This window comes from Achromobacter xylosoxidans (assembly GCF_014490035.1).
GTDB lineage: Bacteria > Pseudomonadota > Gammaproteobacteria > Burkholderiales > Burkholderiaceae_B > Achromobacter > Achromobacter bronchisepticus_A.
The window spans coordinates 125,396-147,518 of the sequence record NZ_CP061008.1 but is presented as its reverse complement, the minus strand read 5'-3'; the positions used below and the strand labels follow the sequence as shown (position 1 = coordinate 147,518).

Annotated in this window: 18 protein-coding genes; 13 read left to right on the top strand and 5 right to left on the bottom strand. The window is 65.9% G+C overall.

Annotation, left to right across the window (positions count from 1 at the left end):
• Positions 1-22: 22 nt before the first annotated feature.
• From IAG39_RS00690 to IAG39_RS00660, 7 genes are all read left to right on the top strand, one after another.
• Positions 23-1,465 carry a DUF2868 domain-containing protein gene (locus IAG39_RS00690; RefSeq protein ID WP_118933492.1) on the top strand — a complete coding sequence of 481 codons (1,443 nt, stop codon included), beginning with the start codon at positions 23-25 and terminating at the stop codon, positions 1,463-1,465.
• Positions 1,458-2,846 carry a GTPase/DUF3482 domain-containing protein gene (locus IAG39_RS00685; RefSeq protein WP_059376731.1) on the top strand — a complete coding sequence of 463 codons (1,389 nt, stop codon included), beginning with the start codon at positions 1,458-1,460 and terminating at the stop codon, positions 2,844-2,846. Before IAG39_RS00690 ends, IAG39_RS00685 begins: the two co-directional genes overlap by 8 nt.
• Before the next feature lie 356 nt (positions 2,847-3,202).
• The gene (locus IAG39_RS00680; RefSeq protein ID WP_059376729.1) at positions 3,203-4,810 is read left to right on the top strand and encodes an ABC transporter substrate-binding protein; all 1,608 of its coding nucleotides are present in this window, start codon (positions 3,203-3,205) and stop codon (positions 4,808-4,810) included.
• A gap of 117 nt (positions 4,811-4,927) precedes the next feature.
• Entirely contained in the window at positions 4,928-5,899 is a 972-nt protein-coding gene (locus IAG39_RS00675; RefSeq protein WP_059376727.1) for an ABC transporter permease, read from the top strand.
• A 10-nt stretch (positions 5,900-5,909) separates the two neighbouring features.
• On the top strand, positions 5,910-6,836 hold the full coding sequence (locus IAG39_RS00670) for an ABC transporter permease (protein ID WP_059376724.1): 927 nt from the start codon (positions 5,910-5,912) through the stop codon (positions 6,834-6,836).
• A gap of 7 nt (positions 6,837-6,843) precedes the next feature.
• Positions 6,844-8,571: an ABC transporter ATP-binding protein gene (locus tag IAG39_RS00665; RefSeq protein ID WP_118933470.1), complete on the top strand. Its 1,728-nt coding sequence runs from the start codon at positions 6,844-6,846 to the stop codon at positions 8,569-8,571.
• A 25-nt stretch (positions 8,572-8,596) separates the two neighbouring features.
• Positions 8,597-9,805, top strand: a complete 1,209-nt coding sequence (locus tag IAG39_RS00660; RefSeq protein ID WP_059376720.1) for a metal-dependent hydrolase family protein — start codon at positions 8,597-8,599, stop codon at positions 9,803-9,805.
• A 90-nt stretch (positions 9,806-9,895) separates the two neighbouring features.
• Here the strand turns inward: IAG39_RS00660 and IAG39_RS00655 are convergent, their stop codons facing one another.
• Positions 9,896-11,368, bottom strand: a complete 1,473-nt coding sequence (locus IAG39_RS00655) for a YdgA family protein (protein ID WP_059376716.1) — start codon at positions 11,366-11,368, stop codon at positions 9,896-9,898.
• 304 nt (positions 11,369-11,672) lie between these two features.
• On the opposite strand from IAG39_RS00655, the gene IAG39_RS00650 reads away from it, so the two are divergent.
• The 4 genes from IAG39_RS00650 to IAG39_RS00635 all read left to right on the top strand — a co-directional run bounded on the left by IAG39_RS00650 (position 11,673) and on the right by IAG39_RS00635 (position 16,291).
• Positions 11,673-13,199 (top strand): DEAD/DEAH box helicase, encoded by a 1,527-nt coding sequence (locus tag IAG39_RS00650; protein ID WP_187774072.1) that lies wholly within the window; start codon positions 11,673-11,675, stop codon positions 13,197-13,199.
• Positions 13,200-13,232: 33 nt separating this feature from the next.
• Positions 13,233-13,862 carry a LysE family translocator gene (locus tag IAG39_RS00645; protein WP_059376713.1) on the top strand — a complete coding sequence of 210 codons (630 nt, stop codon included), beginning with the start codon at positions 13,233-13,235 and terminating at the stop codon, positions 13,860-13,862.
• Positions 13,863-13,972: 110 nt separating this feature from the next.
• Positions 13,973-15,580 (top strand): peptide chain release factor 3, encoded by a 1,608-nt coding sequence (locus IAG39_RS00640; RefSeq protein WP_054455568.1) that lies wholly within the window; start codon positions 13,973-13,975, stop codon positions 15,578-15,580.
• 24 nt (positions 15,581-15,604) lie between these two features.
• A complete protein-coding gene (locus IAG39_RS00635; protein WP_187524009.1) occupies positions 15,605-16,291 on the top strand; it encodes a hypothetical protein in 687 nt (228 codons plus the stop codon).
• Between the two features lie 81 nt (positions 16,292-16,372).
• Here the strand turns inward: IAG39_RS00635 and bfr are convergent, their stop codons facing one another.
• The gene (bfr, locus tag IAG39_RS00630) at positions 16,373-16,849 is read right to left on the bottom strand and encodes a bacterioferritin (RefSeq protein ID WP_013390908.1); all 477 of its coding nucleotides are present in this window, start codon (positions 16,847-16,849) and stop codon (positions 16,373-16,375) included.
• Between the two features lie 366 nt (positions 16,850-17,215).
• Positions 17,216-18,130, bottom strand: a complete 915-nt coding sequence (locus IAG39_RS00625) for a DMT family transporter (protein ID WP_118934759.1) — start codon at positions 18,128-18,130, stop codon at positions 17,216-17,218.
• Between the two features lie 128 nt (positions 18,131-18,258).
• Between IAG39_RS00625 and IAG39_RS00620 the strand changes: the two genes are divergently transcribed.
• On the top strand, positions 18,259-19,116 hold the full coding sequence (locus IAG39_RS00620; protein ID WP_059376701.1) for a LysR substrate-binding domain-containing protein: 858 nt from the start codon (positions 18,259-18,261) through the stop codon (positions 19,114-19,116).
• 30 nt (positions 19,117-19,146) lie between these two features.
• On the opposite strand, the gene IAG39_RS00615 is transcribed toward IAG39_RS00620, so the two are convergent.
• Positions 19,147-19,428: a bacterioferritin-associated ferredoxin gene (locus IAG39_RS00615; RefSeq protein WP_054455575.1), complete on the bottom strand. Its 282-nt coding sequence runs from the start codon at positions 19,426-19,428 to the stop codon at positions 19,147-19,149.
• 133 nt (positions 19,429-19,561) lie between these two features.
• Positions 19,562-21,007 (bottom strand): RNA polymerase factor sigma-54, encoded by a 1,446-nt coding sequence (gene rpoN, locus IAG39_RS00610; RefSeq protein WP_118934761.1) that lies wholly within the window; start codon positions 21,005-21,007, stop codon positions 19,562-19,564.
• On the opposite strand from rpoN, the gene IAG39_RS00605 reads away from it, so the two are divergent.
• The gene (locus IAG39_RS00605; protein ID WP_118934763.1) at positions 21,006-21,623 is read left to right on the top strand and encodes a hypothetical protein; all 618 of its coding nucleotides are present in this window, start codon (positions 21,006-21,008) and stop codon (positions 21,621-21,623) included. The genes rpoN and IAG39_RS00605 overlap by 2 nt on opposite strands.
• The last annotated feature ends 500 nt before the right edge of the window (positions 21,624-22,123 follow it).

The window sequence follows — 22,123 nt, the reverse complement described above, 5'->3', positions numbered from 1 at the left end:
GACCGTACCGCCGCCCGACGCGATGCCGTCTACGACCTCTCGCGATTCCACCTCCACGCCTGACCCCCTTGGCGCCGGCCCCGTGCGCGCGCACTGGCTGGCGGAGCTGATACGCCTGCGCGAAGCGCATTGGGGGCCCTTGGAAGACGCTGCCGCGGTGCGCCGCGTACGGCAGCAGGACGCCGATCTGCCCACGCGCATCCTCGCCCGCGCCGCGTTGCTGGCGCAGCGCGAGAATCTCATTCCCCTGGTCGACAAATGGCGCCGTAGCGCGCTCGCCATGTTGGCCGCGTTGTTCCTGCTGGCCGCGATGTCCGGGGCCGGCGCCGCGCTGGGCGCGCTGGGAGACGGCTCCCGGCCGGTCAACGTGCTGTGGGCGCTGGGCGCCTTGCTGGGCCTGCATGCGCTCACCTTCCTGCTGTGGCTGGCCAGCTTCCTGCTGCGGGCGTCCTCTGTCACGGGACTGGGACGTCTCTGGCTCTGGGCCACGCGCAAGCTGGCCCGCGGCCCCGACAGCGCGCTGGTGCCCCAGGCTTTCCTCAACCTGCTGGCCCGCGCGGGCGCCTTGCGCTGGCTCTTCGGCAGCGTCAGCCACCTGCTGTGGCTGACGGCTCTGTGCGCAGCGCTGGCGGTGCTGCTGGCCGTGTTGTCCACCGCCAGCTACCGCTTCATCTGGGCCACCACCTTGCTGGCACCCGACACCTTCGTGAGCCTGACGCAGGCGATCGGCTGGCTGCCAGCCCAGCTGGGCTTTCCCATGCCGGATGCGGCCATGATCCGCGCCAGCGATGGCGCACAGGCCTTGCCCGCCGAGGCGCAGGCGCAGTGGTCGCTCTGGCTGATCGGCGTGCTGGTGGTCTACGGCATCCTGCCCCGCCTGCTGGCCGGCGTGCTGTGCGTGGCGGGATCGCTACGCACCTTGCGCCGCCTGCGCATCGATCCCTCACTGCCCGGCTTCTCCGCCCTGCGCGACCGCCTGGAGCCGCCCGCCCTGTCCACCGGCATAGACCGCCCCGTCGATCCCCTGCACGAGCCGCGCGTCGGCGCGCCGCCGCTCGCGGGCCTGGGCGGCCAGCCCGTGCTGCTGGGACTGGAGCTGCCGCCGGACCTGGCCTGGCCGCCCGCCGACATGCCCGCGGGCGTCCAGCAGGCCGGCAACCTGGATACCCGCGAAGAGCGCAACCGCGTGCTGGACGCGCTCGCCGGCCAGGCCGCCACGCGCATGCTGATCGCCTGCGATGCGCGCCAGACGCCGGACCGAGGCACGCTGTCGCTGATCGCCGAACTGGCCGCGCACGCGGAACAGACGCGCGTATGGCTGGTCACGCCGCGCGCGGACGCCGAAGCTCCCGCCACCCGCGCCTCTCTATGGCGCGAACGCCTGCTGGCGCTGGGCCTGCCCGCCGACGCCGTGCTGCAAGCGCCCCTGGCTCCGCTTGCGTGGCTGGAGTCCGGCCATGGCTGAGGATCTCATCAAGATCGCGCTGGTCGGCCATACCAACACCGGCAAGACCTCGCTGCTGCGCACGCTGACGCGCGACACCACCTTCGGCGAAGTCGCCGACAGCCCCGGCACCACGCGCCACGTCGAAGGCGCGCGCCTGCGGCTGGAAGGGCGCGCCGTATTGGAATGGTTCGACACGCCGGGCATGGAAGACAGCATCTCGCTGTTGGAATACCTGGAAACACTCGACGGCCCGCAAGAACGCCTGGACGGGCCGGCGCGCATCCGCCGCTTCCTCGACACGCCCGAGGCGCATGGCCGCTACGAGCAGGAAGCCCGCGTACTGGCCAAGATGCTGGACTGCGACGCCGCGCTGTACGTCATCGACGCGCGCGATCCGGTGCTGGGCAAGCACCGCGACGAACTCGCCATCCTGGCCGCTTGCGGCCGTCCTCTGCTGCCGGTGCTGAACTTCGTCAACGCGCCCGCGCATCGCGCCGACGAATGGCGCGCCGCCATGGCCCGGCTGGGCCTGCACGCGGTCGTGGAATTCGACACCGTCGCGCCGCCGCTGGATGGCGAACAGCAGCTCTACGCCAAGCTCGGCGTGCTGCTGGACCGCCACGCTGCGGCACTGGCCCGGCTGTCCGCCAACCTGGCCGAGCAGCGCCGCGCGCGCCGCGGCGCCGCCTACGAACTGCTGGCCGACCTGCTGATCGACGTAGCGGCCTTGCATGTCTCCAGCGCCAGCGACGAGGCAGCGCTCGCGGCCGCCTCGGGCAAGCTGCGCGATCAGGTGCGCCAGCGCGAGCAGACCTGCGTCAACGCCCTGCTGGCGCTCTACAACTTCCGCGCGGCCGACTTCACCGATGATGCGCTGCCCTTGCAAGGCGAACGCTGGGGCATGGACCTGTTCCATCCCCAGGCCTTGAAGGACATGGGCGTGCAGGTGGGCATGGGCGCCGCCGCGGGCGCCATGGCCGGCGCGGCGGTGGATCTGTTCAGCGCGGGCTTGAGCCTGGGCACCGGCATGCTGATCGGCGCCGCCGCCGGCGGCCTGTGGCAAGGCGTCGAGAAGCTGGGCAAGCGCGTGGCGGGCAAGCTGCGCGGCTGGCGCGAGATCAGCGTCGACGACGCGGTGCTGCGTCTTTTGGCCCTGCGGCAGCGACAACTGATCGAAGCGCTGGAGCGCCGCGGCCATGCCGCGCGCGAGCCATTGAGACTAGACCATCCGGAGGACGAAGCCTGGCGCAAAGGGCCCTTGCCCGAAGCGCTGAAAGAGGCCCGCAGCCGACCCGAATGGTCGGCCCTGGGCGAGCACTACGAAGACAGCGACCGCCGCAAGCGCGTGGTGCGCGAATTGGCGAAAACCCTTGCCGACGCGCCGCCGCCCGGCGCCTGAGCCCACAGCCGCCAGCCTTGCCGAACGCACCATTCCACGCCGCCGGCAAGCAAGTACTAACCCCAATCCAAACCGATTGACGCTTAAACGAATGCGTCTATAAGATTCGTCCTACATCGATGCGGGTCCGTCCCCGTCATGATAATCACAAGGGGTTGGGTCTATCGTGAAGTCGAAGTCCTACGCAGTGATACCCGGCAGCGCCATCACCGGCGCGCACGCAGCTCGCGCTGCGTCCCGCCAGACCCCAATCCGTTTTTCGTCGTAAGCAGCAACGCCATGCCCCGGATCCCCATGGGGCCGGGGCCCTGTCACTTCTGTCGCGCTATCCGCGCACCACACGGAGCATGAGGGCTATGCGTACTTTTCCCCACCTGAAGCAAGCTGCGCTCGCCGCTGCCATCGCCGCATCGCTGGCATTCAGCGCCGGCGCGGCCGCCAAGACCTTTCACTGGTCCTACCAAGGCGATGCGACGTCCATGGATCCGATGGCCTTGAACGAAACGTTCACGCTGGGCTTCCAGGGCAACATCTACGAAACGCTTGCCGGCTACGACGGCAATCTGAAACTGACTCCGCTGCTGGCGGAAAGCTGGGAAAACCCCGAACCCACGAAGTGGGTGTTCAAGCTGCGCAAGGGCGTGAAATTCCATGACGGTTCACCGTTCACGGCGGACGACGTCATCTTCTCCTGGAAGCGCAGCCTGACCCCGGGTTCCGACATGAAGGGCTACGGCGCCAAGGCCTCCGACATCAAGAAGGTGGATGACTACACCATCGAAGTCACCACGCCCACGCCCAACCCGATCCTGCCGCGCGAATGGGTGTTCCTGTACATCATGAGCAAGTCGTGGTCGGAAAAGAACAAGACCACCGAAGCCACCAACGTCAAGGGCGACAACCAGGGCAACTACGCCAACCTCAACGCCAACGGCACCGGCCCCTTCATGCTGGCCTCGCGCCAGCCCGACGTGAAGACCGTGCTCAAGCGCTACGACGGCTACTGGAACAAGAACATCAAGACCAACGTCGACGAGGTCATCTTCCAGCCCATCACGCAGGAAGCGACGCGCGTGGCCGCGCTGATCTCCGGCGAAATGGACCTGGTGCAGCCGGTGCCCGTGCAGGACTGGAAACGGCTTGAAGACGCCAAGGGCGTCAAGCCGCTGACCGCGCCCGAAGCGCGCGCCATCTTCATCGGCATGGACCAGGACCGCGACGAGCTGCTGTTCTCGGACGTGAAGGGCAAGAACCCCTTCAAGGATCCGAAGGTACGCGAAGCCGTGGTGCTGGCCGTGGACACCAAGGCCATCAACGAGAAGATCATGCGCGGCGCGGCCAAGCCGCTGGGCTCGCTCATCGCCACCGCCATCAACGGCTATGACGATTCCTTCGGCGCGCCGTACAAGCCGGATCCCGAACGCGCCAAGAAGCTGCTGGCCGAGGCCGGCTATCCCAAGGGCTTCACGGTCACCATGGACTGCCCGAACGACCGCTACGTCAACGACGAAAAGGTCTGCCAGGCCGTCGCCGGCATGCTGGCGCGCGTGGGCATCAAGATCAACCTGCTGGCGCAGACCAAGTCGAAGTACTTCGGCAAGATCCTGCTGCAGGCCGGCAACCAGACCAGCATGTACATGCTGGGCTGGACGCCCAGCTCCACCGACGCGCACAACACGCTGCTGAACCTGACCTCGTGCCGCAATGCCAAGACCGCGGCGGGCCAGTTCAACCTGGGCGGCTATTGCAACAAGAAGGTCGACGAACTCACCGACAAGATCGGCGTCGAAACCGACCAGGCCAAGCGCAACGCCATGATCAAGGAAGCCTTCGAGATCGTGCGCAACGACTATGGCTACCTGCCGCTGCACCAGCAGCCCATGTCCTGGGGCGTGAAGGACAACATCAAGGTCATTCAGCGCGCCGACGACGTGCTCGACCTGCGCGACGTCGTCCTGCCGTAAACCGGCGACGCGAACCCCGGGCGGCGCATGCCGCCCGGGCGCGCCCGGCCCAGCCCCGGCTCCCACTATCCGAGGGAAACGCGGCCCGGCGTCATCTGAATCCGAGGGCTCCCGATAATGCTTTCCTTTATTGCGCAACGGCTTATCCAGTCGGTGCTGGTGATGTTGACGGTGGCGCTGATCGCGTTCGCCATGTTCCGCTATGTGGGCGACCCGATAGCCAGCATGGTGGGCCAGGACACCACCCCTGAACAACGCGCGGAACTGCGTGAACAGCTGGGCCTGGACGATCCCTTCGTGGTGCAGTACGCGCACTTCGTGGCCAACGCCGTGCGCGGCGACTTCGGCATGTCGTACCGCCATCGCCGACCCGTCAGCGAACTGCTCGAAGAGCGCATGCCGGCCACGCTGGAACTGTCCTTCGTATCTGCCGTAATGGCGCTGGCCCTGGGCATACCCATGGGCATCTACACCGCGCTCAAGCGCCACGGCGTGCTGTCCAAGGCCTTCATGGCGATCTCGCTGGCCGGCATCTCGCTGCCCACCTTCCTCATCGGCATCCTGCTCATCCTGTTCTTCGGCGTGCAGCTGCGATGGCTGCCCAGCTTCGGGCGCGGCGACGTGGTCAGCCTGGGATGGTGGACCACCGGCTTTCTGACCAAATCAGGCTGGCTGGCGCTGATCATGCCGGCCATCACGCTGGCGCTGTTCCAGATGACCCTGATCATGCGGCTGGTGCGCGCCGAGATGCTGGAAGTGCTGCGCGCCGACTTCATCAAGTTCGCGCGCGCCCGCGGCCTGCCGGAACGGCTGATCAATTTCCGCCATGCGCTGAAGAACACCATGGTGCCCGTCATCACCATCACGGGCCTGCAGCTCGGCTCCATCATCGCCTTCGCCATCATCACGGAAACCGTGTTCCAGTGGCCGGGCATGGGCCTGCTGTTCATCCAGGCCATCAGCATGGTGGACATCCCCGTCATGGCGGCCTATCTGGTACTGATCGCCTTCATGTTCGTGGTCATCAACCTGGTCGTGGACCTGCTGTACTTCGCCGTGGACCCGCGTCTGCGCGTGCAGAGCAAGTAAAGGACTCATCATGATTGCTCGCATCGCTCCCTTCTTCGCCCGCGCCGCCGACAGCGACCTCTGGCACAGCTTCAAGCGTTCGCCCGGCGCCATCATCGCCGCGATCGTCACGCTGGCCATCCTGCTGGGCGCGCTGTTCGCCCCCGTGGTCGCGCCGCACAACCCCTTTGACCTGGCGTCCCTGAGCATCATGGACGCCAATACGCCGCCGGCCTGGGAAGAGGGCGGCAGTCCCGATTTCCTGCTGGGCACCGACGACCAGGGCCGCGACATCCTGTCGGCGGTGCTGTATGGCTCGCGCGTGTCGCTGCTGGTGGGCTTCGCCTCGGTGCTGTTCTCGATGGTGCTGGGCGTGACGCTGGGCCTTATCAGCGGCTACGCCGGCGGCCGCATCGACAGCTTCATCATGCGCATCGCCGACGTGCAGCTCTCGTTTCCCGCCATCCTGGTGGCGCTGCTGATCGACGGCGTGGCGCGCGGCCTCCTGCCGCGCGACATGCACGACCAGCTCGCGCTCTACGTGCTGATCTTCGCCATCGGCATCTCCGGCTGGGTGCAATACGCGCGCACCGTGCGCGGCTCCACGCTGGTGGAACGCAACAAGGAATACGTGCAGGCGGCGCGCCTCATCGGCATCGGCCCCTTCACCATCCTGCGCCGCCACATCCTGCCCAACGTGATGGGACCGGTGCTGGTCATCGCCACCATCCACCTGGCCATCGCCATCATCACCGAAGCCACGCTGTCCTTCCTGGGCGTGGGCGTGCCACCCACGGCGCCATCGCTGGGTACGCTGATCCGCATCGGCAACAGCTACCTGTTCTCGGGCATGTGGTGGATCTCCATCTTCCCCGGCATCGCGCTGGTGGCGCTGGTGCTGTCGGTCAACCTGCTGGGCGACTGGCTGCGCGACGCGCTCAACCCCAAGCTGCGCTGAGGACGCCATGGCCCTGTTGAACATCGAAGATATCCGCATCGAATTCCCCAGCCGCCGCGGCACGCTGGTGGCCGTGGACGGCGTGTCGCTGTCCCTGGAGAAAGGCGAAATCCTGGGCGTGGTGGGCGAATCCGGCGCCGGCAAATCCACCATCGGCAACGCCGTGATCGGCCTGCTGGAGGCTCCTGGCCGCCTGGCGGGCGGCTCCGTGCTGCTGAACGGCGAACGCATCGACACGCTGAACCCGGCGCAACAGCGCAAGGTGCGCGGCCGCCGCATCGGCATGATCTTCCAGGATCCGCTGACCTCGCTGGATCCCCTGCAGACAGTCGAGAGCCAGCTGGTCGAAACCATGCAGGTGCACCTGAACCTGTCGCACGCCGAAGCGCAGAAGCGCGCGGTGCAGTTGTTGGCGCAGGTCGGCATCGACAAGCCGGAACTGCGCGTCAAGCAATACCCGCACCAGTTCTCCGGCGGCATGCGGCAACGCGTGGTGATCGCGCTGGCGCTGTGCTGCGAGCCCGAAGTCATCATCGCCGACGAACCCACCACCGCGCTCGACGTGTCGATCCAGGCGCAGATCCTGGAACTGCTCAAGAAGCTGTGCCGTGAAGAGCAGGTGGGCATGATCATCATCACGCACGACATGGGCGTGATCGCGGACGTGACGGACCGCGTGGCGGTGCTGTACCACGGCAAGCTGGTGGAACAAGGCCCCACATCCAAGATCCTGGGCGACCCCGACCATCCCTACACGCGCAGCCTGATCTCGGCCGTGCCGCGTCCCGACATCAAGCTGCGGCGCTTCCCGCTGGTAACTTACATCGAGGACGTAAAGAAGCCGGCGCAGCCGCTGGACCTGGCCACGCACTGGCTGGGCCAGCGCCGCGACTTCGGCGCGCGCACCGGCGGCCCGCTGGTGCAGGTCAACGACCTGAGCATGCGTTTCGTATTGAAGAACGCCCTGCTCAAGCGCAACCAGCGCACGCTGGACGCCGTCAAACGCGTCAATTTCTCCATCGGCGAGGGCGAGGTCTTCGGCCTGGTGGGCGAGTCCGGTTCCGGCAAGTCCACGGTGGCGCGGCTGATCTCCGGCCTCTACACGCCGAGCGAAGGCTCGGTCAATTTCGGCGGCACGGACCTGACCGCGCTCAAGGGCGAGAAACAGCTGAACCCATTCCGGCGGCAGATCCAGATGATCTTCCAGGATCCGTTTTCTTCGCTCAATCCGCGCATGCGGGTACTGGACATCGTGGCCGAGCCGATCCGCTTCCACAAGCTGGCGGCCAGCGAAGCGGAAACGCGCCGCATCGTGGCCGACCTGCTGGACGTGGTGGGCCTGGCCGATCGCGCCGCCGAGCGCTTTCCGCACGAGTTCTCGGGCGGCCAACGCCAGCGCATCTGCATCGCGCGCGCATTGGCCACGCGACCGCGTTTCCTGATCTGCGACGAACCGACCTCGGCATTGGACGTGTCCATCCAGGCGCAGATCCTGAACCTGCTGAAGGACCTGCAGGAAGAACTCGGGCTGACCATGCTGTTCATCAGCCACGACCTGCCGGTGATCCGCCAGATGTGCGACCGCGTGGGCGTGATGCGCTATGGCGAACTGCTGGAAGTGGCCAACACCGAAGACCTCTTCGAACGTCCGCAGCATCCCTACAGCCAACACCTGCTTGGCCTCATGCCCCGCCTGCAATCCATGTCCCGCGAGGGGCTGGACGTGGCGGGGTAGCGCCAGGCGCAACCCGGAGCGAGACATGACGGCGACACGACAGACCCTGTTCATAGGCGGCCAGGTTTTCGACGGCAAGGGCACGCTGCTGCCCAACCACGGCGTGCTGGTCGACGGCCGGCACGTGGCGCGCGTGGCGCCGGCCGGCGAGTTTTCCGGCTATGCCGGCGCGACCGTGCGCACGGACGGCATGACGCTGATGCCCAGCCTGGCCGACTGTCACGTCCATCTGGTCTACACCGGCGGCGCGGATCCCAATGCGCAACTGAGCAAGCAAGGCCCCGCGCAGATCACGCTGACGGCGCTGGAGAACGCCCAGGCCAGCCTGCGCGGCGGCGTCACCGCGCTGCGCGATTGCGGCGGCAAGGACTACCTGGAATTCGGCGTGCGCGACGCCATCGCGCGCGGCGTGTTCCCCGGCCCCACGATCAGGGCTTCGGGCCGCATCATCTGCATGACGGGCGGCCACGGCAACCGCATCGGCCGCGTGGCCGACGGCTGTGAGGACGTGATCAAGGCGGTGCGCGAACAGGTCCACGCCGGCTGCGACCTGGTGAAGATCATGGCCACGGGCGGTGTCATGACGCCAGGCGTCAGCCCCATGGACGCGCACTACAGCTTCGACGAAATGAAGGCCGGCGTGCATGAGGCCAAGCGCTTTCGCAAGAGCACCGCCAGCCATGCGCAGGGCACGCTGGGCATCCTGAATGCGGTGCGCGCCGGCATCGATTCCATCGAGCACGGCATCTTCATGGACGACGAATGCCTGCGCGAGATGCTGGACGCCCAGACCTATCTGGTGCCCACCATCGCCGCGGTGCGCAACATCATCGCCAACGCCGACAACGGCATCCCCGCCTACGCGGTCGAGAAGGCGCGCGCGGTGGAGCAGCGCCACCGCGAGTCGTTCCAGATGTACTACAAGGCAGGCGGGCGCATCGCGCTGGGCACCGACGCCGGCACCCCGTTCAACCTGCACGGCGAGAACGCCATGGAACTCGCCTACATGGTCGAGTTCGGCATGACGCCCGTGGACGCGCTGATCGCCGGCACCTCGCGCGGACATGACCTGATGGGCATGGACCAGCACGGCGCCATCGCCGAGGGCAACGTGGCCGATCTGCTGCTGGTGCAGGGCGATCCCACCGAGGACATCATGAAGGCGGCCGACAAGCGCTTCCACGTCGCGGTGCTGCGCAACGGCGAAGTGGCTGCCGGCGCCTTGCCGCGCTGAAACGCAACAGCCTCGGCCCGCAATAAAAAAAGGCCGCCGCGCCCAGGGCGCGGCGGCCTTTGTATAGCTCGATGCGAGAGACTGGCCGGCTTAGCGGGCGCCGCCCATCGCGCCGCTCATGACCATCATCAGGAACTGTTCGACCGGCATCTTCTTGCCGTTGAAGTCGACCTGGCCGTCAGCGTAGTTCAAGTAGGTCACGATGTTGTTGTTTTCGACCTTGGCCATGCCCATGGCGGTGGCCATGGTGCCAACCATTTCAGCCTGACCCTTAGCGGTCTGCTGAGCCTGCTCGGCCGGCACGCCGCGCACCTGGGGTTCGATGGCCATCAGGTCGCTCAGGTTGCCCTTGGACAGCACCAGCTTGGCGTTGAGCTTGCGGATCACCTGCTTCAGCGTGTCGGCGAACTCACCGTCCAGCGAGGCCGGCTTGGCCATGTCCAGATCCAGGTTGAAGGTCGACGTACCGTTGGCCGTGCGCACTTCCAGCGGCGAGACCGCCAGCGTCGGGTTGCCGGCCAGCAGCAGTTCGACGTTGGTCTTGATGACCTGCTTTTCTTCGTCCGTGAACTGGGGCGACTGTTCTTCGCCCTTGCTCTGCATCATGCGGCGCGAAGCGGCTTCATAGACGTCGTTCAGCGCCTTGAAGGCCTTCGAATCCAGCTTCTGCGCGTCCAGCACCAGCTTCAGGCCGGCCATGTCCTTTTCCTGCACGTTGATCATGCCGAAATCCATGGCCATCTTCACGCCCATGAGCGAGTTGGCTTCGGTCATGTCGACGGTGATCGCGGTGTCCTTGAGCTGGACCGGCGGCTTTTCCTTGGACGTGATGGTCCAGTTCTTGAGCGCGACCTTCTGGCTGCCGACATACATGTCGTTCGACGCCGGCGTCATGTCGCTGGTCAAGGTCAGGCCGGTCATGGCCATGCTGACGATGTCGCTTTCTTCGGATTCGCCCGCCAGCGTCAGGCTGTCGGCCTTCAGCGCGACCGTGCCGTGCTTGCTGCCGGTGGCGTAGGTCACGTCGCCCTTCATGCCCGAGAACTTCAGGCTGTTGGCGTCCTTCGCGAACTCGACCGGAGCCATGTCGAAGTTGCCGCTGATGTTCTTGGCGTAGCTGACGCTATAGGCGCCGGACAGCGGCACCGCGCCCTTGGCGGCGGCGAACCATTCCTTGACCAGGGGCGTTTCTTCCAGCTGGAAGCGGCTGGCCACCATGGCGGGCGCGAAGGAACCCGACTTCAGGTTGGACAGCGGGAAAGGTCCATGGTCCAGGTGCTCGACAAACAGCAGCTCGTGCTCCGTGACCGGCTGGCCGTCGGCGGGCGCCTCGGTGAACTTGATGCGGTAGCGCTCGGTGGACGAGAACACGCCACGGTCGAAGGACACCAGCTCAACCACGGGGGTCACGCCCCACTTTTCGCCGACCTTCTTCAGTTCAAGGTTGGCCTGCTCGATCGATTGCTTGACGAAAGCCTCGGCCTTCTGGCCCGTATACCAAGCCGTGCCGGTCCATACTGCGCCCAGCGCGACGACTACGCCCACAATTGCCGATTTTTTCATTGCGATCCTTTATTCTTCAAATGGATGAAAGCGGACGGATTATAGGGATTGCAGCCTAGGGAAAACACTTATTTCGTGCAAAGGCGCAGCAATGTGTTGCTTATTGATACAGAACTAGCCCGCCCGGGCGGTGCTGCAACGCCACATCAGCTACAATCCGTCGGTGCGTTTTGCCAATCTGCGCACGTCCGCTAGGCCCTTCGCTGCCGAGCTTCGCCCATCAGGGCGCTTCCCTTTTCTCCTTTATTCGTCCGCCTGGATTGGAGTCTCTCAACTTGAGCGACGGGCTGCCGCTGGAGTTGTTTTGACTACCTCTTCCCCTTTTGCCGACCTCGGGCTGGCTGATTCCCTGTTGCGCGCCATTGCCGAAACCGGCTACACCGCGCCCACCCCCATTCAGGCCCAGGCCATTCCCCAGGTCCTCAAGGGTGGCGACCTGCTCGCCGCCGCACAGACGGGCACCGGCAAGACCGCCGGCTTCACGCTGCCCATCCTGCACCTGCTGATGCAGAAAAAACCCGAGCTGCGCAAGCCCGGCCGTCCGCGTTGCCTGATCCTGACCCCGACGCGTGAGTTGACCGCGCAGGTCGAGGAATCGGTGCAGACCTATGGCAAGTACACCCCGCTGTCCTCCATGGTGATGTTCGGCGGCGTCAATATCAACCCCCAGATCTCCGCGCTGAGAAAGCCGCTGGACATCCTGGTCGCCACCCCCGGCCGCCTGCTGGACCACTGCGGCCAGAAGACCGTGGACCTGTCCGGCGTCGAAATCCTGGTGCTGGACGAAGCCGACCGCATGCTGGACATGGGCTTCATCCGCGACATCCGCAAGGTCCTCGCGCTGCTGCCCAAGCAGCGTCAGAACCTGCTGTTCTCGGCCACCTTCTCCGACGAGATCCGCACCCTGGCGCGCGGCGTGCTGAACAATCCGGGCGAAGTCTCCGTCACCCCGCGCAACACCGCCACCGAACTGGTCACCCAGACGGTGCACATGGTGGAACAGCACCACAAGCGCGACCTCATCAGCCACATCATCCGCGAAAGCGGCTGGCACCAGGTGCTGGTGTTCACCCGCACCAAGCACGGCGCCAACCGCCTGGCCGAAAAGCTGGTCAAGGACGGCCTGACCGCCGCCGCCATCCACGGCAACAAGAGCCAATCGGCCCGCACCCGCGCCCTGGCCGGCTTCAAGGACAGCACCGTGACGGTGCTGGTCGCGACCGACATCGCCGCCCGTGGCCTGGACATCGACCAACTGCCCCAGGTGGTGAACTTCGAACTGCCCAACGTGCCTGAAGACTACGTGCACCGCATTGGCCGCACCGGCCGCGCCGGCGCCACCGGTGCCGCGGTCTCGCTGGTCGACAACAGCGAAATCAAGCTGTTGAAGGACATCGAGCGCCTGATCAAGAAGACCATCGAGCGCAAGCCCGTGGAAGGCTGGACGCCGCCGGCCACGACCGCCGCGGCTTTCGACCGCCAGGAACGCGACGAAGACAACCGCAGCCCGCGCGGCGGCGGCGGCCGCAATGGCGGCCGTAGCGGCAACGGCAATGGCAACGGCGGCCGCTCGCGGCCGGCCCAAGGCCAGGGCCAGTCCCGCGCCGCGGCTGGCGGCCGCGCCCCCGCCCCGGCCCGTGCCGGCGGCGAAGGCCGCGCCAACCATGGCTCGCGCGACGGCAAGCCCGCCGACCGTCCGGCCCACGCTGGCCGCAACGAAGGCCGTCCGCAGCAGAACCACCGCCGTCCGGAAGGCTCCGGCCGCGCCGCAGGCAATGGCGGTTCCGGACGCCCCGCGGGCGCGCCGCGCGCCGCGCTGCTGAGCAAGTAATATCACCGCAACCGCCCCCCACGGACCCGCGCCATGCCCTTATCTACCTGGTTGACGTTCTTCCTGGCCTCCTGGGCCATTTCGTTCTCGCCTGGCGCGGGCGCGATCTCGGCGATGTCCTCCGGCCTGAAATACGGCTTTGCGCGCGGCTACTGGAACACGGCCGGCCTGATCATGGGCATCCTGTTCCAGTTCGTGGTGGTGGCCGTGGGCCTGGGCGCGGTGCTGGCCACGTCCGAAATGGCCTTCAACGTGGTCAAGTACCTGGGCGTGGCCTACCTGATCTACCTGGGCGTGCGCCAGATCCGCACGGATGCGGCGCCCGTCACGGTGGATTCCGGCGACCCCAAGCGCGCCACGATCCGTGAACTGGTGCTGCGCGGTTTCCTGATCAACACCATGAACCCCAAGGGCACGGTGTTCCTGCTGGCCGTGGTGCCGCAGTTCGTGGACACCGCGCTGCCGCTGACGCAGCAATACGCGGCCATCGCCGCCACGCTGGCGTTCACCGACCTGGTGGCCATGGGCGTGTACACGCTGCTGGCGGCGCGCGTGCTGCGCCTGCTGCGCAGCGCCAAGCATATCCGCTGGATGAACCGGACCTTCGGCTCGCTCTTCATCCTGGCCGGCGTGTTCCTGGCTTCGTTCCGCCGCCATTCCTGAACCTCATGCGCGGGGCATGCGCCGGCGACGGTGCATGCCCCGCGCGTTTTCATGCCCGATACCGGACCGCGCCGGGCCCAAAAGCGGCGCCAAGTAAAATCCTTCCGATCATGAACATCCCTCACGAAGTAGCGCGGCGCCGTACGTTCGCCATCATTTCCCACCCCGACGCGGGCAAGACGACACTGACCGAAAAGCTGTTGCTGTTCGCAGGCGCGATCCAGATCGCCGGCAGCGTCAAGGCGCGCAAGGCTTCGCGCCATGCCTCGTCCGACTGGATGGAAATCGAAAAGCAGCGCGGCATTTCCGTGGCGTCCTCGGTGATGCAGATGGAATACCGCGATTGCGTCATCAACCTGCTCGACACCCCGGGCCACGCGGACTTCTCCGAAGACACGTACCGGGTGCTGACGGCGGTGGACGCCGCGCTCATGGTGATCGACGCCGCCAACGGCGTGGAACCGCAAACTATCCGCCTCTTGCAGGTCTGCCGCGCGCGCAACACGCCCATCATCACGTTCATCAACAAGATGGACCGCGAAGTGCGCGAACCTTTGGAACTGCTGTCCGAGATCGAAGGCCACCTGGGTATGGACGCGGTGCCGTTCTCCTGGCCGGTCGGCATGGGCAAGGCTTTCGGCGGCGTGTTCGACATCCGCCAGGACCGCATGCGCGTGTTCCGTCCTGGCCAGGAGCGCCGCTCGGACAAGGACGACTTCATTGAAGGCCTGAGCAATCCCGAAATCGCCCGGCGCTTCGGCTCGGCGTTCGAGCAGGCCAGCGGCGAGATCGAACTCATCAACGAAGCCGCGCCCGCCTTCGACCGCGAGCAGTTCCTGGCCGGCAAGCAGACGCCCGTGTTCTTCGGCTCCGCCATCAACAACTTCGGCGTGCAGGAAGTGCTGGACGCGCTGGTCGAACAGGCGCCGCCCCCGGGCCCGCGCGAGTCCATGCAGCGCCTGGTGCAGCCCGTGGAACCCAAGTTCACCGGCGTGGTGTTCAAGGTGCAGGCCAACATGGATCCCGCCCACCGCGACCGCGTCGCGTTCGTGCGCGTGAGCTCCGGCCGCTTCGAGCGCGGCATGCGCCTGAAAGTCGCGCGCACCAACAAGGAAATGCGCCCCAACAACGTGGTGTCCTTCCTGTCGCAGCGGCGCGAGCTGCTGGACGAGGCCTATGCCGGCGACGTGATCGGCATTCCCAACCACGGCGTGCTGCAACTGGGCGACGTGCTGACCGAAGGCGAGACGCTGCAGTTCACCGGTCTGCCGTTCTTCGCCCCCGAGCTGTTCCAGGCCGTGGAAGTGAAGGACCCGCTGCGCACCAAACAGTTGCGCACCGGCCTCACCCAGTTGGGCGAGGAAGGGGCCATCCAGGTGTTCCGTCCCGAGGCCGCCGGCGGCTCGCTGCTGCTGGGCGCAGTCGGACAACTGCAGTTCGAAGTGGTCGCGCACCGCCTGAAGACCGAGTACGGCGTGGACGCGCGGATGCTGCCTTCCCGCTACACAATGGCACGTTGGATTACGTCTGAAAACCCCAAGGCGCTGCGCAAGTTCATGGATGCCAATGCCGCCCATATCGCCTATGATGTTGTGGATGCGGCGGCGTTTTTGATCGGTTCTCCCGCGCAGTTGCGCGTGGCCGAGGAACTGTATCCCGATGTGAAATTCCATGCCATGCGGGAGCACGGCGGCAAGGTTTTCGGAGACAAAGCGTAGACCCGTTGGGGTCCCGCACGGCAGATGAGGGTAGCAATGTCTTGGCGTTTCTTATTCGCAACGCTCCTGATCGCGCTTGGCGCGTCGGCCTGGGGCGGTATTCAACTGGGTGATTGGCTGGTGGCGCATGCGCCGGTGGCCGCGCCCGCTCCTGGCCAGGATGCCGCGGCATCCCAGCAGCCCGTGCTGGATGCCAACGGCCGTCCTTACGTGGCCCAGCCTCCGCAGCCGCGCATCGACGGCACCTTGGGCGTGCCCGACAAGCCGTCCGACCGCGAGTGGCAGGTCAACACCGTGTCCCTGTTCGACAGCGTCAGCGATCCCGCGGTGAAGATCTCGCGCGAACGCATCAGTCCGGATCAGGCCCGCGAAATCGCGGCGGCTTCGCAAGTGCCGCTGCCCTCGGGCGCGTCTGACGTCAGCACACTGGATCTGCAGGCTCCCGGCACGTCCACCGCCATCAATGGCGGCCAGGTCCAGGCCGGTGGCTACGGCACGCCGCAAATGGTCCAGGCGCCCCCGCCGCCCCCGAACACCGCTCAGGCGCCCGGCGCCCTGGGCTGGCAGGACGCGCTCAAGCGCGAACTCGCGCATTGCGCCACGCAAGGCTTCTTCGAGCGCCCCTCGTGCTCCTGGGCCGCGCGCAACAAGTACTGCGGGCCCAACCGCGCCTGGGGCACCATGGCCGAGTGCCCGGCTCGCCCGAATTGACGTATCGGCGCGCGGCATGCGCCGCGTGGCACCGACAAAAAAAATGGAGCCCCACGGGGCTCCATTTTTATGACCGGAACATTACTCCGGCACGGACATCTGGCTTTGCAGATAGTTCTGGATGCCGACCTTGTCGATCAGGTCGATCTGCGTTTCCAGATAGTCGATGTGCTCTTCGGTGTCGTCCAGGATGTCCTGGAACAGATCGCGCGAGACATAGTCGCGGACCGATTCGCAATGCGCGATCGCTTCCTTCACGGTCGCCTGCGCGCCTTGCTCCAGCTTCAGGTCACAGGCCAACAATTCCGGCACGTCCTCGCCGATCAGCAGCTTGTGCAGGTCCTGCAGGTTGGGCAGGCCGTCCAGCATGAAGATGCGCGCGATCAAGCGATCCGCATGCTTCATTTCGCCGATGGACTCTTCGTACTCGTGCTTGCCCAGCTTGTCGAAGCCCCAATGGTTCAGCATGCGGGCATGCAGGAAATACTGGTTGATGGCCGTCAGTTCGTTGGTCAGTTGCTTGTTCAGGAACTGGATGACGGTTTTGTCGCCTTTCATGATGGACTCCTTGCAGTCAGGCGCGACGCAGATGCATCGCGACAAAGGAGCGCACGATGCCGCGCGTACGCAACCCCGGCAGACTACCATCTGGCGCGGGGCCGCGCCTAGCCTTGCGCTGTATTTGGTAAACCGCTTTAGGACCGCTACAAGAAAGCGACAAGCTAATGAGAATGAGTATGCGTGCCTGATGCCTTGCATACGCGCATCAATGCCTGCGCGGCCTGACGCTGCGCGATGCGGCGGAATCCGTCGTCCGATCGGCACAACCGCATGCGTCGATATGCCATCTGCCTGCACGAAACGCGCCAGCTTGCGGCCGGCGGCGTTTCGTTGCGGATCGGCAACCCCGGCTGCGGCGGCGCGTTACTCGGCGCGCCGCGTCGCCAACCAGATGCCCAATGCGATCGGAACGATGCCCATCAAATCCAGCCACGACACGTGCTCACCCAGCACCAGCCACCCGAACAGCAGGCCCAGCGGCGGCATCAGGAAATGCAGCGCGCTCGCCGCAGTGGCGCTGGCGCGGCCCAGGATCATGAACCACAGGTAGTAGCCGCCCATCGACACCGCGACGATCATGTAGGCCATGCTCCAGAACAGGCTGGCGGTCATGCGCGCGTCGCCGATGTTCTCGTGCATCAACGCGAAGGGCAGCAAGGCTGCGGCGCCGGCCAGGGACTGTATGCCCGTGGACGTCCACAGGCCCGAGGACGGCTTCAAACGCTTGTAGAGCAGCGTGCCCGCCACCAACGCCACCAGGCCGCCCGTGACCAGCAGCGTGCCATGCAGGTCCTCCTGCATGCCCGACAAGCGCGAACGCAGCACCAAGGCCACGCCCGCCAATCCCAGGCACAGGCCCAGCAGCTTGCGCCAACCCAGCCGCTCGCCCAGCACCGGACCGGCCAGCACGCCGATAAGCAGCGGGTTGGTGCTGATCAGCACCGCAGTGAACGCCGACGACACCGTCGTCATGCCCGACCAGCTCAGGCCCAGGTACAGCGCGTTGTTCAGCGCCCCCAACAGGATCAGCGCAGCCAGGTCACGCGCGCCCGGCATCTTCCAACGGCCGCTCGCTGCCGCCAGGCCCAGCATCAACGCTCCCGCGATCAGGAAGCGGATGGTCAGCAAGGTCAGCGGCGGACAGTCCCGCACGGCGATCTTGGCCGCGGCGAACGCCGAGCTCCACAGAAAGCAAAACGCTGCGATGGGCGCCCAACTGATGCCCGGCGAGGCTTGAGCGGGAAGGGCGGCGGCAGAAAGGGTCGAGGAGGCCTTCATGATGAGTCCGGAAGGTGGCGCTGAGCCGCGGTGGCGGCGGATGGACGAATTCTGCGCGGCCGCCCATCCATTGACAAACTCTTTATTCGGATCGAAAGTATTTAAAAAATGAATGCATGGAGCGGCCGATGCCAGACCTCGATCTTTTGCACAGTTTCGTGTCCGTCGTGGATGCCGGCGGCTTCACGGCGGCGGGCGAACGCGTGCACCGCAGCCAATCCACCGTCAGCCAGCAGATCCGCAAGCTGGAGGAATCCTTGGAATGCGCACTGTTCGTGCGCGAAGGCCGCCAGGTCTCGCTGACCGAGGACGGCGAACGGCTTCTGGGTTACGCGCGGCGGATGCTGGCCCTGTCCACTGAGGTCCGGGAAGCCGTCAGCGGACGCAAGCGCGTGGACGTGATCCGGCTGGGTATCCCGGACGACTTTGCGGCCGACACACTGACCATCCTGGTATCGGAATTTGCGCGGTCCCGTCCGGGCGTGCGGCTATCGGTCCGCTGCGACCTGACCTCGGCGCTCACCCGCGCACTGGAACGCGGCGACCTGGACGTGGCGCTGCTCAAGCGCGAGCCCGGCGCGGGCGCCGCGTTGGCCGCCTGGCCCGAACAATTGCATTGGATCGGCGCCCCGGGGCTGGACGTCCCGGCAACCGAGCCGGTACCGCTGGTCGCGTTTCCGCAGGGCTGCATCTACCGCAACCGCGCCATCCATGCCCTGGAAGCTGCGGGCCGGCACTGGCGCATCGCCTACGAAAGCCCGAACCTGATGGGCTTGCAAGCGGCATTGACTGGGGGGTTGGGGGTGGCGCTGCTGGAGCGGCGCTGCCTCTTGCCGGACCATCGGATCATCGATGCGGGCCTGCCTGCGGTGCCCTCGACCGAACTGGCGCTATGCCTGGCCGACACGGTGCGCGAGCCTGCGCGTCAGCTGGCAATGGCTATCCGGGAATTCTGCGAGAAAGAAGCGACGCGGCCCGCTGCGTGACGGCAGCGAGCCGGAAAGAAACGACTATCCTCAGGCGATCGCGACCAGGGGAATCGGGAAGCTGCTGTTGGCAGCAGGCGCGCCCGACTCGACCAAAGCGGCCGGAGGATTGACCGGAACGGCAATGGAACGCACGTCGCACACGCTGGAGCAGCGGCCGCCTGGCAGGTATTCGGTGGCGGTAGCCGCGCAGCAGCCGCAGCACGTAGCCACGCCCAGCTCGAATTGCAGGTCGGAAAGCGTCGTCGCGCCCGCGTCCACGCTGGCGCGGACTTGGCGTTCGGTGATGGCATTACATACGCAAATGTACATGAGAATAATTATCGAAAATTATTCTGCTACTGACAAGCCCCGCGTGCAAATAAATTTGCAACCAAAGTGTCACGCAAGTCTTTGAAATTAGGGACGAATTTTCCCAACCCCGTCCCTCATTTCAAGAACCCGCTCAGCGGGCTGCCGCCTGCGCCTTGCGCAACGCCGCCGGGGCGATCCGCAGCGCTTCCCGGTACTTTGCCACCGTCCTTCGGGCGATGACTATCCCCTGATCAGCCAGCTTTTGCATGATCTGGCTGTCGGACAAAGGCTTGGCCCGGTTCTCTTCGGCCACCATCTGGCGGATGAAGGTCTGCACCGCCGTGGCCGAGGTGGCATCCCCGCCATCCGTCGAAACCCCCGTACCAAAGAAGCGCTTGAGCTCCAGCGTGCCAAACGGAGTGAGCATGTACTTCTGTGTTGTGGCCCGTGAAATGGTGGATTCGTGCAAACCGAGCTCACCGGCGATGTCCTTCAGGATGAGAGGCCGCATGGCGGCCGGCCCCTGGCTGAAGAAGGCCGTCTGGTGCTGCACGATGGCTTGGGCCACGCGCAGGATGGTGTCGAAGCGCTGCTCCACGTTGCGGATCATCCAACGGGCCTGCTGCAGCTGCGATTGCAGCCCCGCATGCGCGGATTCCTTCTGGTTGCCCAGCATCTGGGCGTACAGCCCGTTGATCTGCAGCTTGGGCACGGCGGCGCTGTTGAGGGTGACCTGCCAGCCGCCGCGCGTCTTGCGCACGATGACGTCCGGCACCGCGTAGTCGGCCGCGGGCACGGTCCAGGCACGCCCGGGGCGGGGCTCCAGGCGCAGGATGAGGGCGTGGGCCGAGCGGAACGTGGCCTCATCGCAGCCCACGGCCGCGCACAGGCGCGCGGCGTTGCCCGTCGCCAGCAGCGCGAGGTGCTGCGCGCAGATCTGGCGGGCACAAGCCAGGACCGCGGCGTCCGCCGCTTCGGGCAGCCGATCCAGATCCGGGTTGCGTAGCTGCAACAACAGGCATTCCGCCATGTCGCGCGCGCCTATGCCGGGCGGATCGAACGACTGCAACAGCGACAGGGCCGCCTTCAGCTCGTCGATGTCCGGTTCCAGTTCGGGCGGCAACCAGTCCAGGATTTCCTCCAGCGGCGATCCCAGGTAGCCGTTTTCGTCCAGTTCGTCGATCAGGAGGCCGGCCAGCGCAGCGTCGCGCGGCGCGGCGCGCGTCAGCATCAGTTGGCCCAGCAGATGTTCGCGCAGCGTATCCGGCCGGGCGGCCTCGGGGCGGCTGGAATCTTCGTCGGGGTAGACCCCGCCCGAGCCCGGCATTTCGTCCACCGGCGTCTCGCGTTCGGCGGCGGGCTCGTCATCCTGCACCGAGGATTCGCGGTCGGACTCGGCCGGCGCCTCGGCCGACGGCGCTTCGTCCTGCCGCTCCAGCAGCGGGTTCTCCGCCAGCACCTGCGAAATCTCGGCTTCGAGGTCGAGCGTGGACAGCTGCAACAATCGGATCGATTGCTGTAGTTGTGGCGTCAGCGTCAAATGCTGACCTGGTCGCAGTTCTAAAATTGGACGGGTCATAGGTACAATATTTTGCATGATGAATCTGACTTCGCCCGCAAGCGTCCGCCAGGACTGCCGCCTCATAGGCCAGACCCTGCTCAAACTGGCGCTTCCCCGACTCATACTGCGTGCGATCGTCATCGCCGTCGCTGTGGTCATCTGGTATCTGGCCGCCAACTGGATACTGAATTTCGGCCGCACCGTGAACTACGAGTTCCTGCACTCCCTGGGGCAGCCGACCATGGACATGGTGCAGAAGGTCAACCCCTACATCTGGTGGGTGGTGGCCGGCATCTGGACCCTGATCGTGTTCTTCACCATGCGCGCCTGGCTGTCCGCCAGCCTGGCTTCCGGCAGCGCCACGCCGGTCGAAACCAGCGTGCTGGCCGACCTGGCGCCCAACCTGTCCGACGAGACCCTGGGCGTACTGCGCTGGACCTGGGGCGATCGCCAGGAGCCCTTCACGGTGGGCGATCTGCGCCGCTCCCTGTCTGAAATTCGCCACAATCGCGCCGGCAAGATCGCCATGGTCGCGGAACAGGCCCGCATTCTGGAGTCGTCCGACCGCCAGCCGCGCGATCCACGCGACGAAGTCCGCCGCGAAGCGCGCAGCGAACGCTACGTGGAGCCGCGTATCGGCCCGGCCCGGTAAGCCCGTCCTTCCTTCCCTCCAATGCCATAGCAGGCCGCCGACAGGCGGCCTGTTTTTGTTTCGGCCGTACGCTTGGCCAGCCACATAGCGCGCCCCTCAGCCCCATCCAACCCGTTTGGCTGAATATTCTTCAGCAAAATGCGTTGTCACGCGCCCGTATTCCACCCCATCACAAAAGAGTATTCAGTTGCACTTCTGGCGAAAATATGTTCGACTAGCAACTTATGGCCGCTAACCGCACCCCCTTCGCGATTGCCACCGGACGCTACGACGCTCCGGTTGCCGGCCTGCGCGCTCGTTTCTCCTCCTACGCGCTATCGCTATACCTACCGATCGGTTGCCGGGCCTAGTGTCCCCGTGGTAGCTCGGCAACCACGTTTGCCACACGCGATTTCCCCCTTTTATCTCTGAATCCTGCCGGTCAATCACGGCAACTCCTGGCACAAGACCGCAATCCGGTCGCGTAGCCGCCTAGGGAAGCATTCCCGGGATTCAAAAGA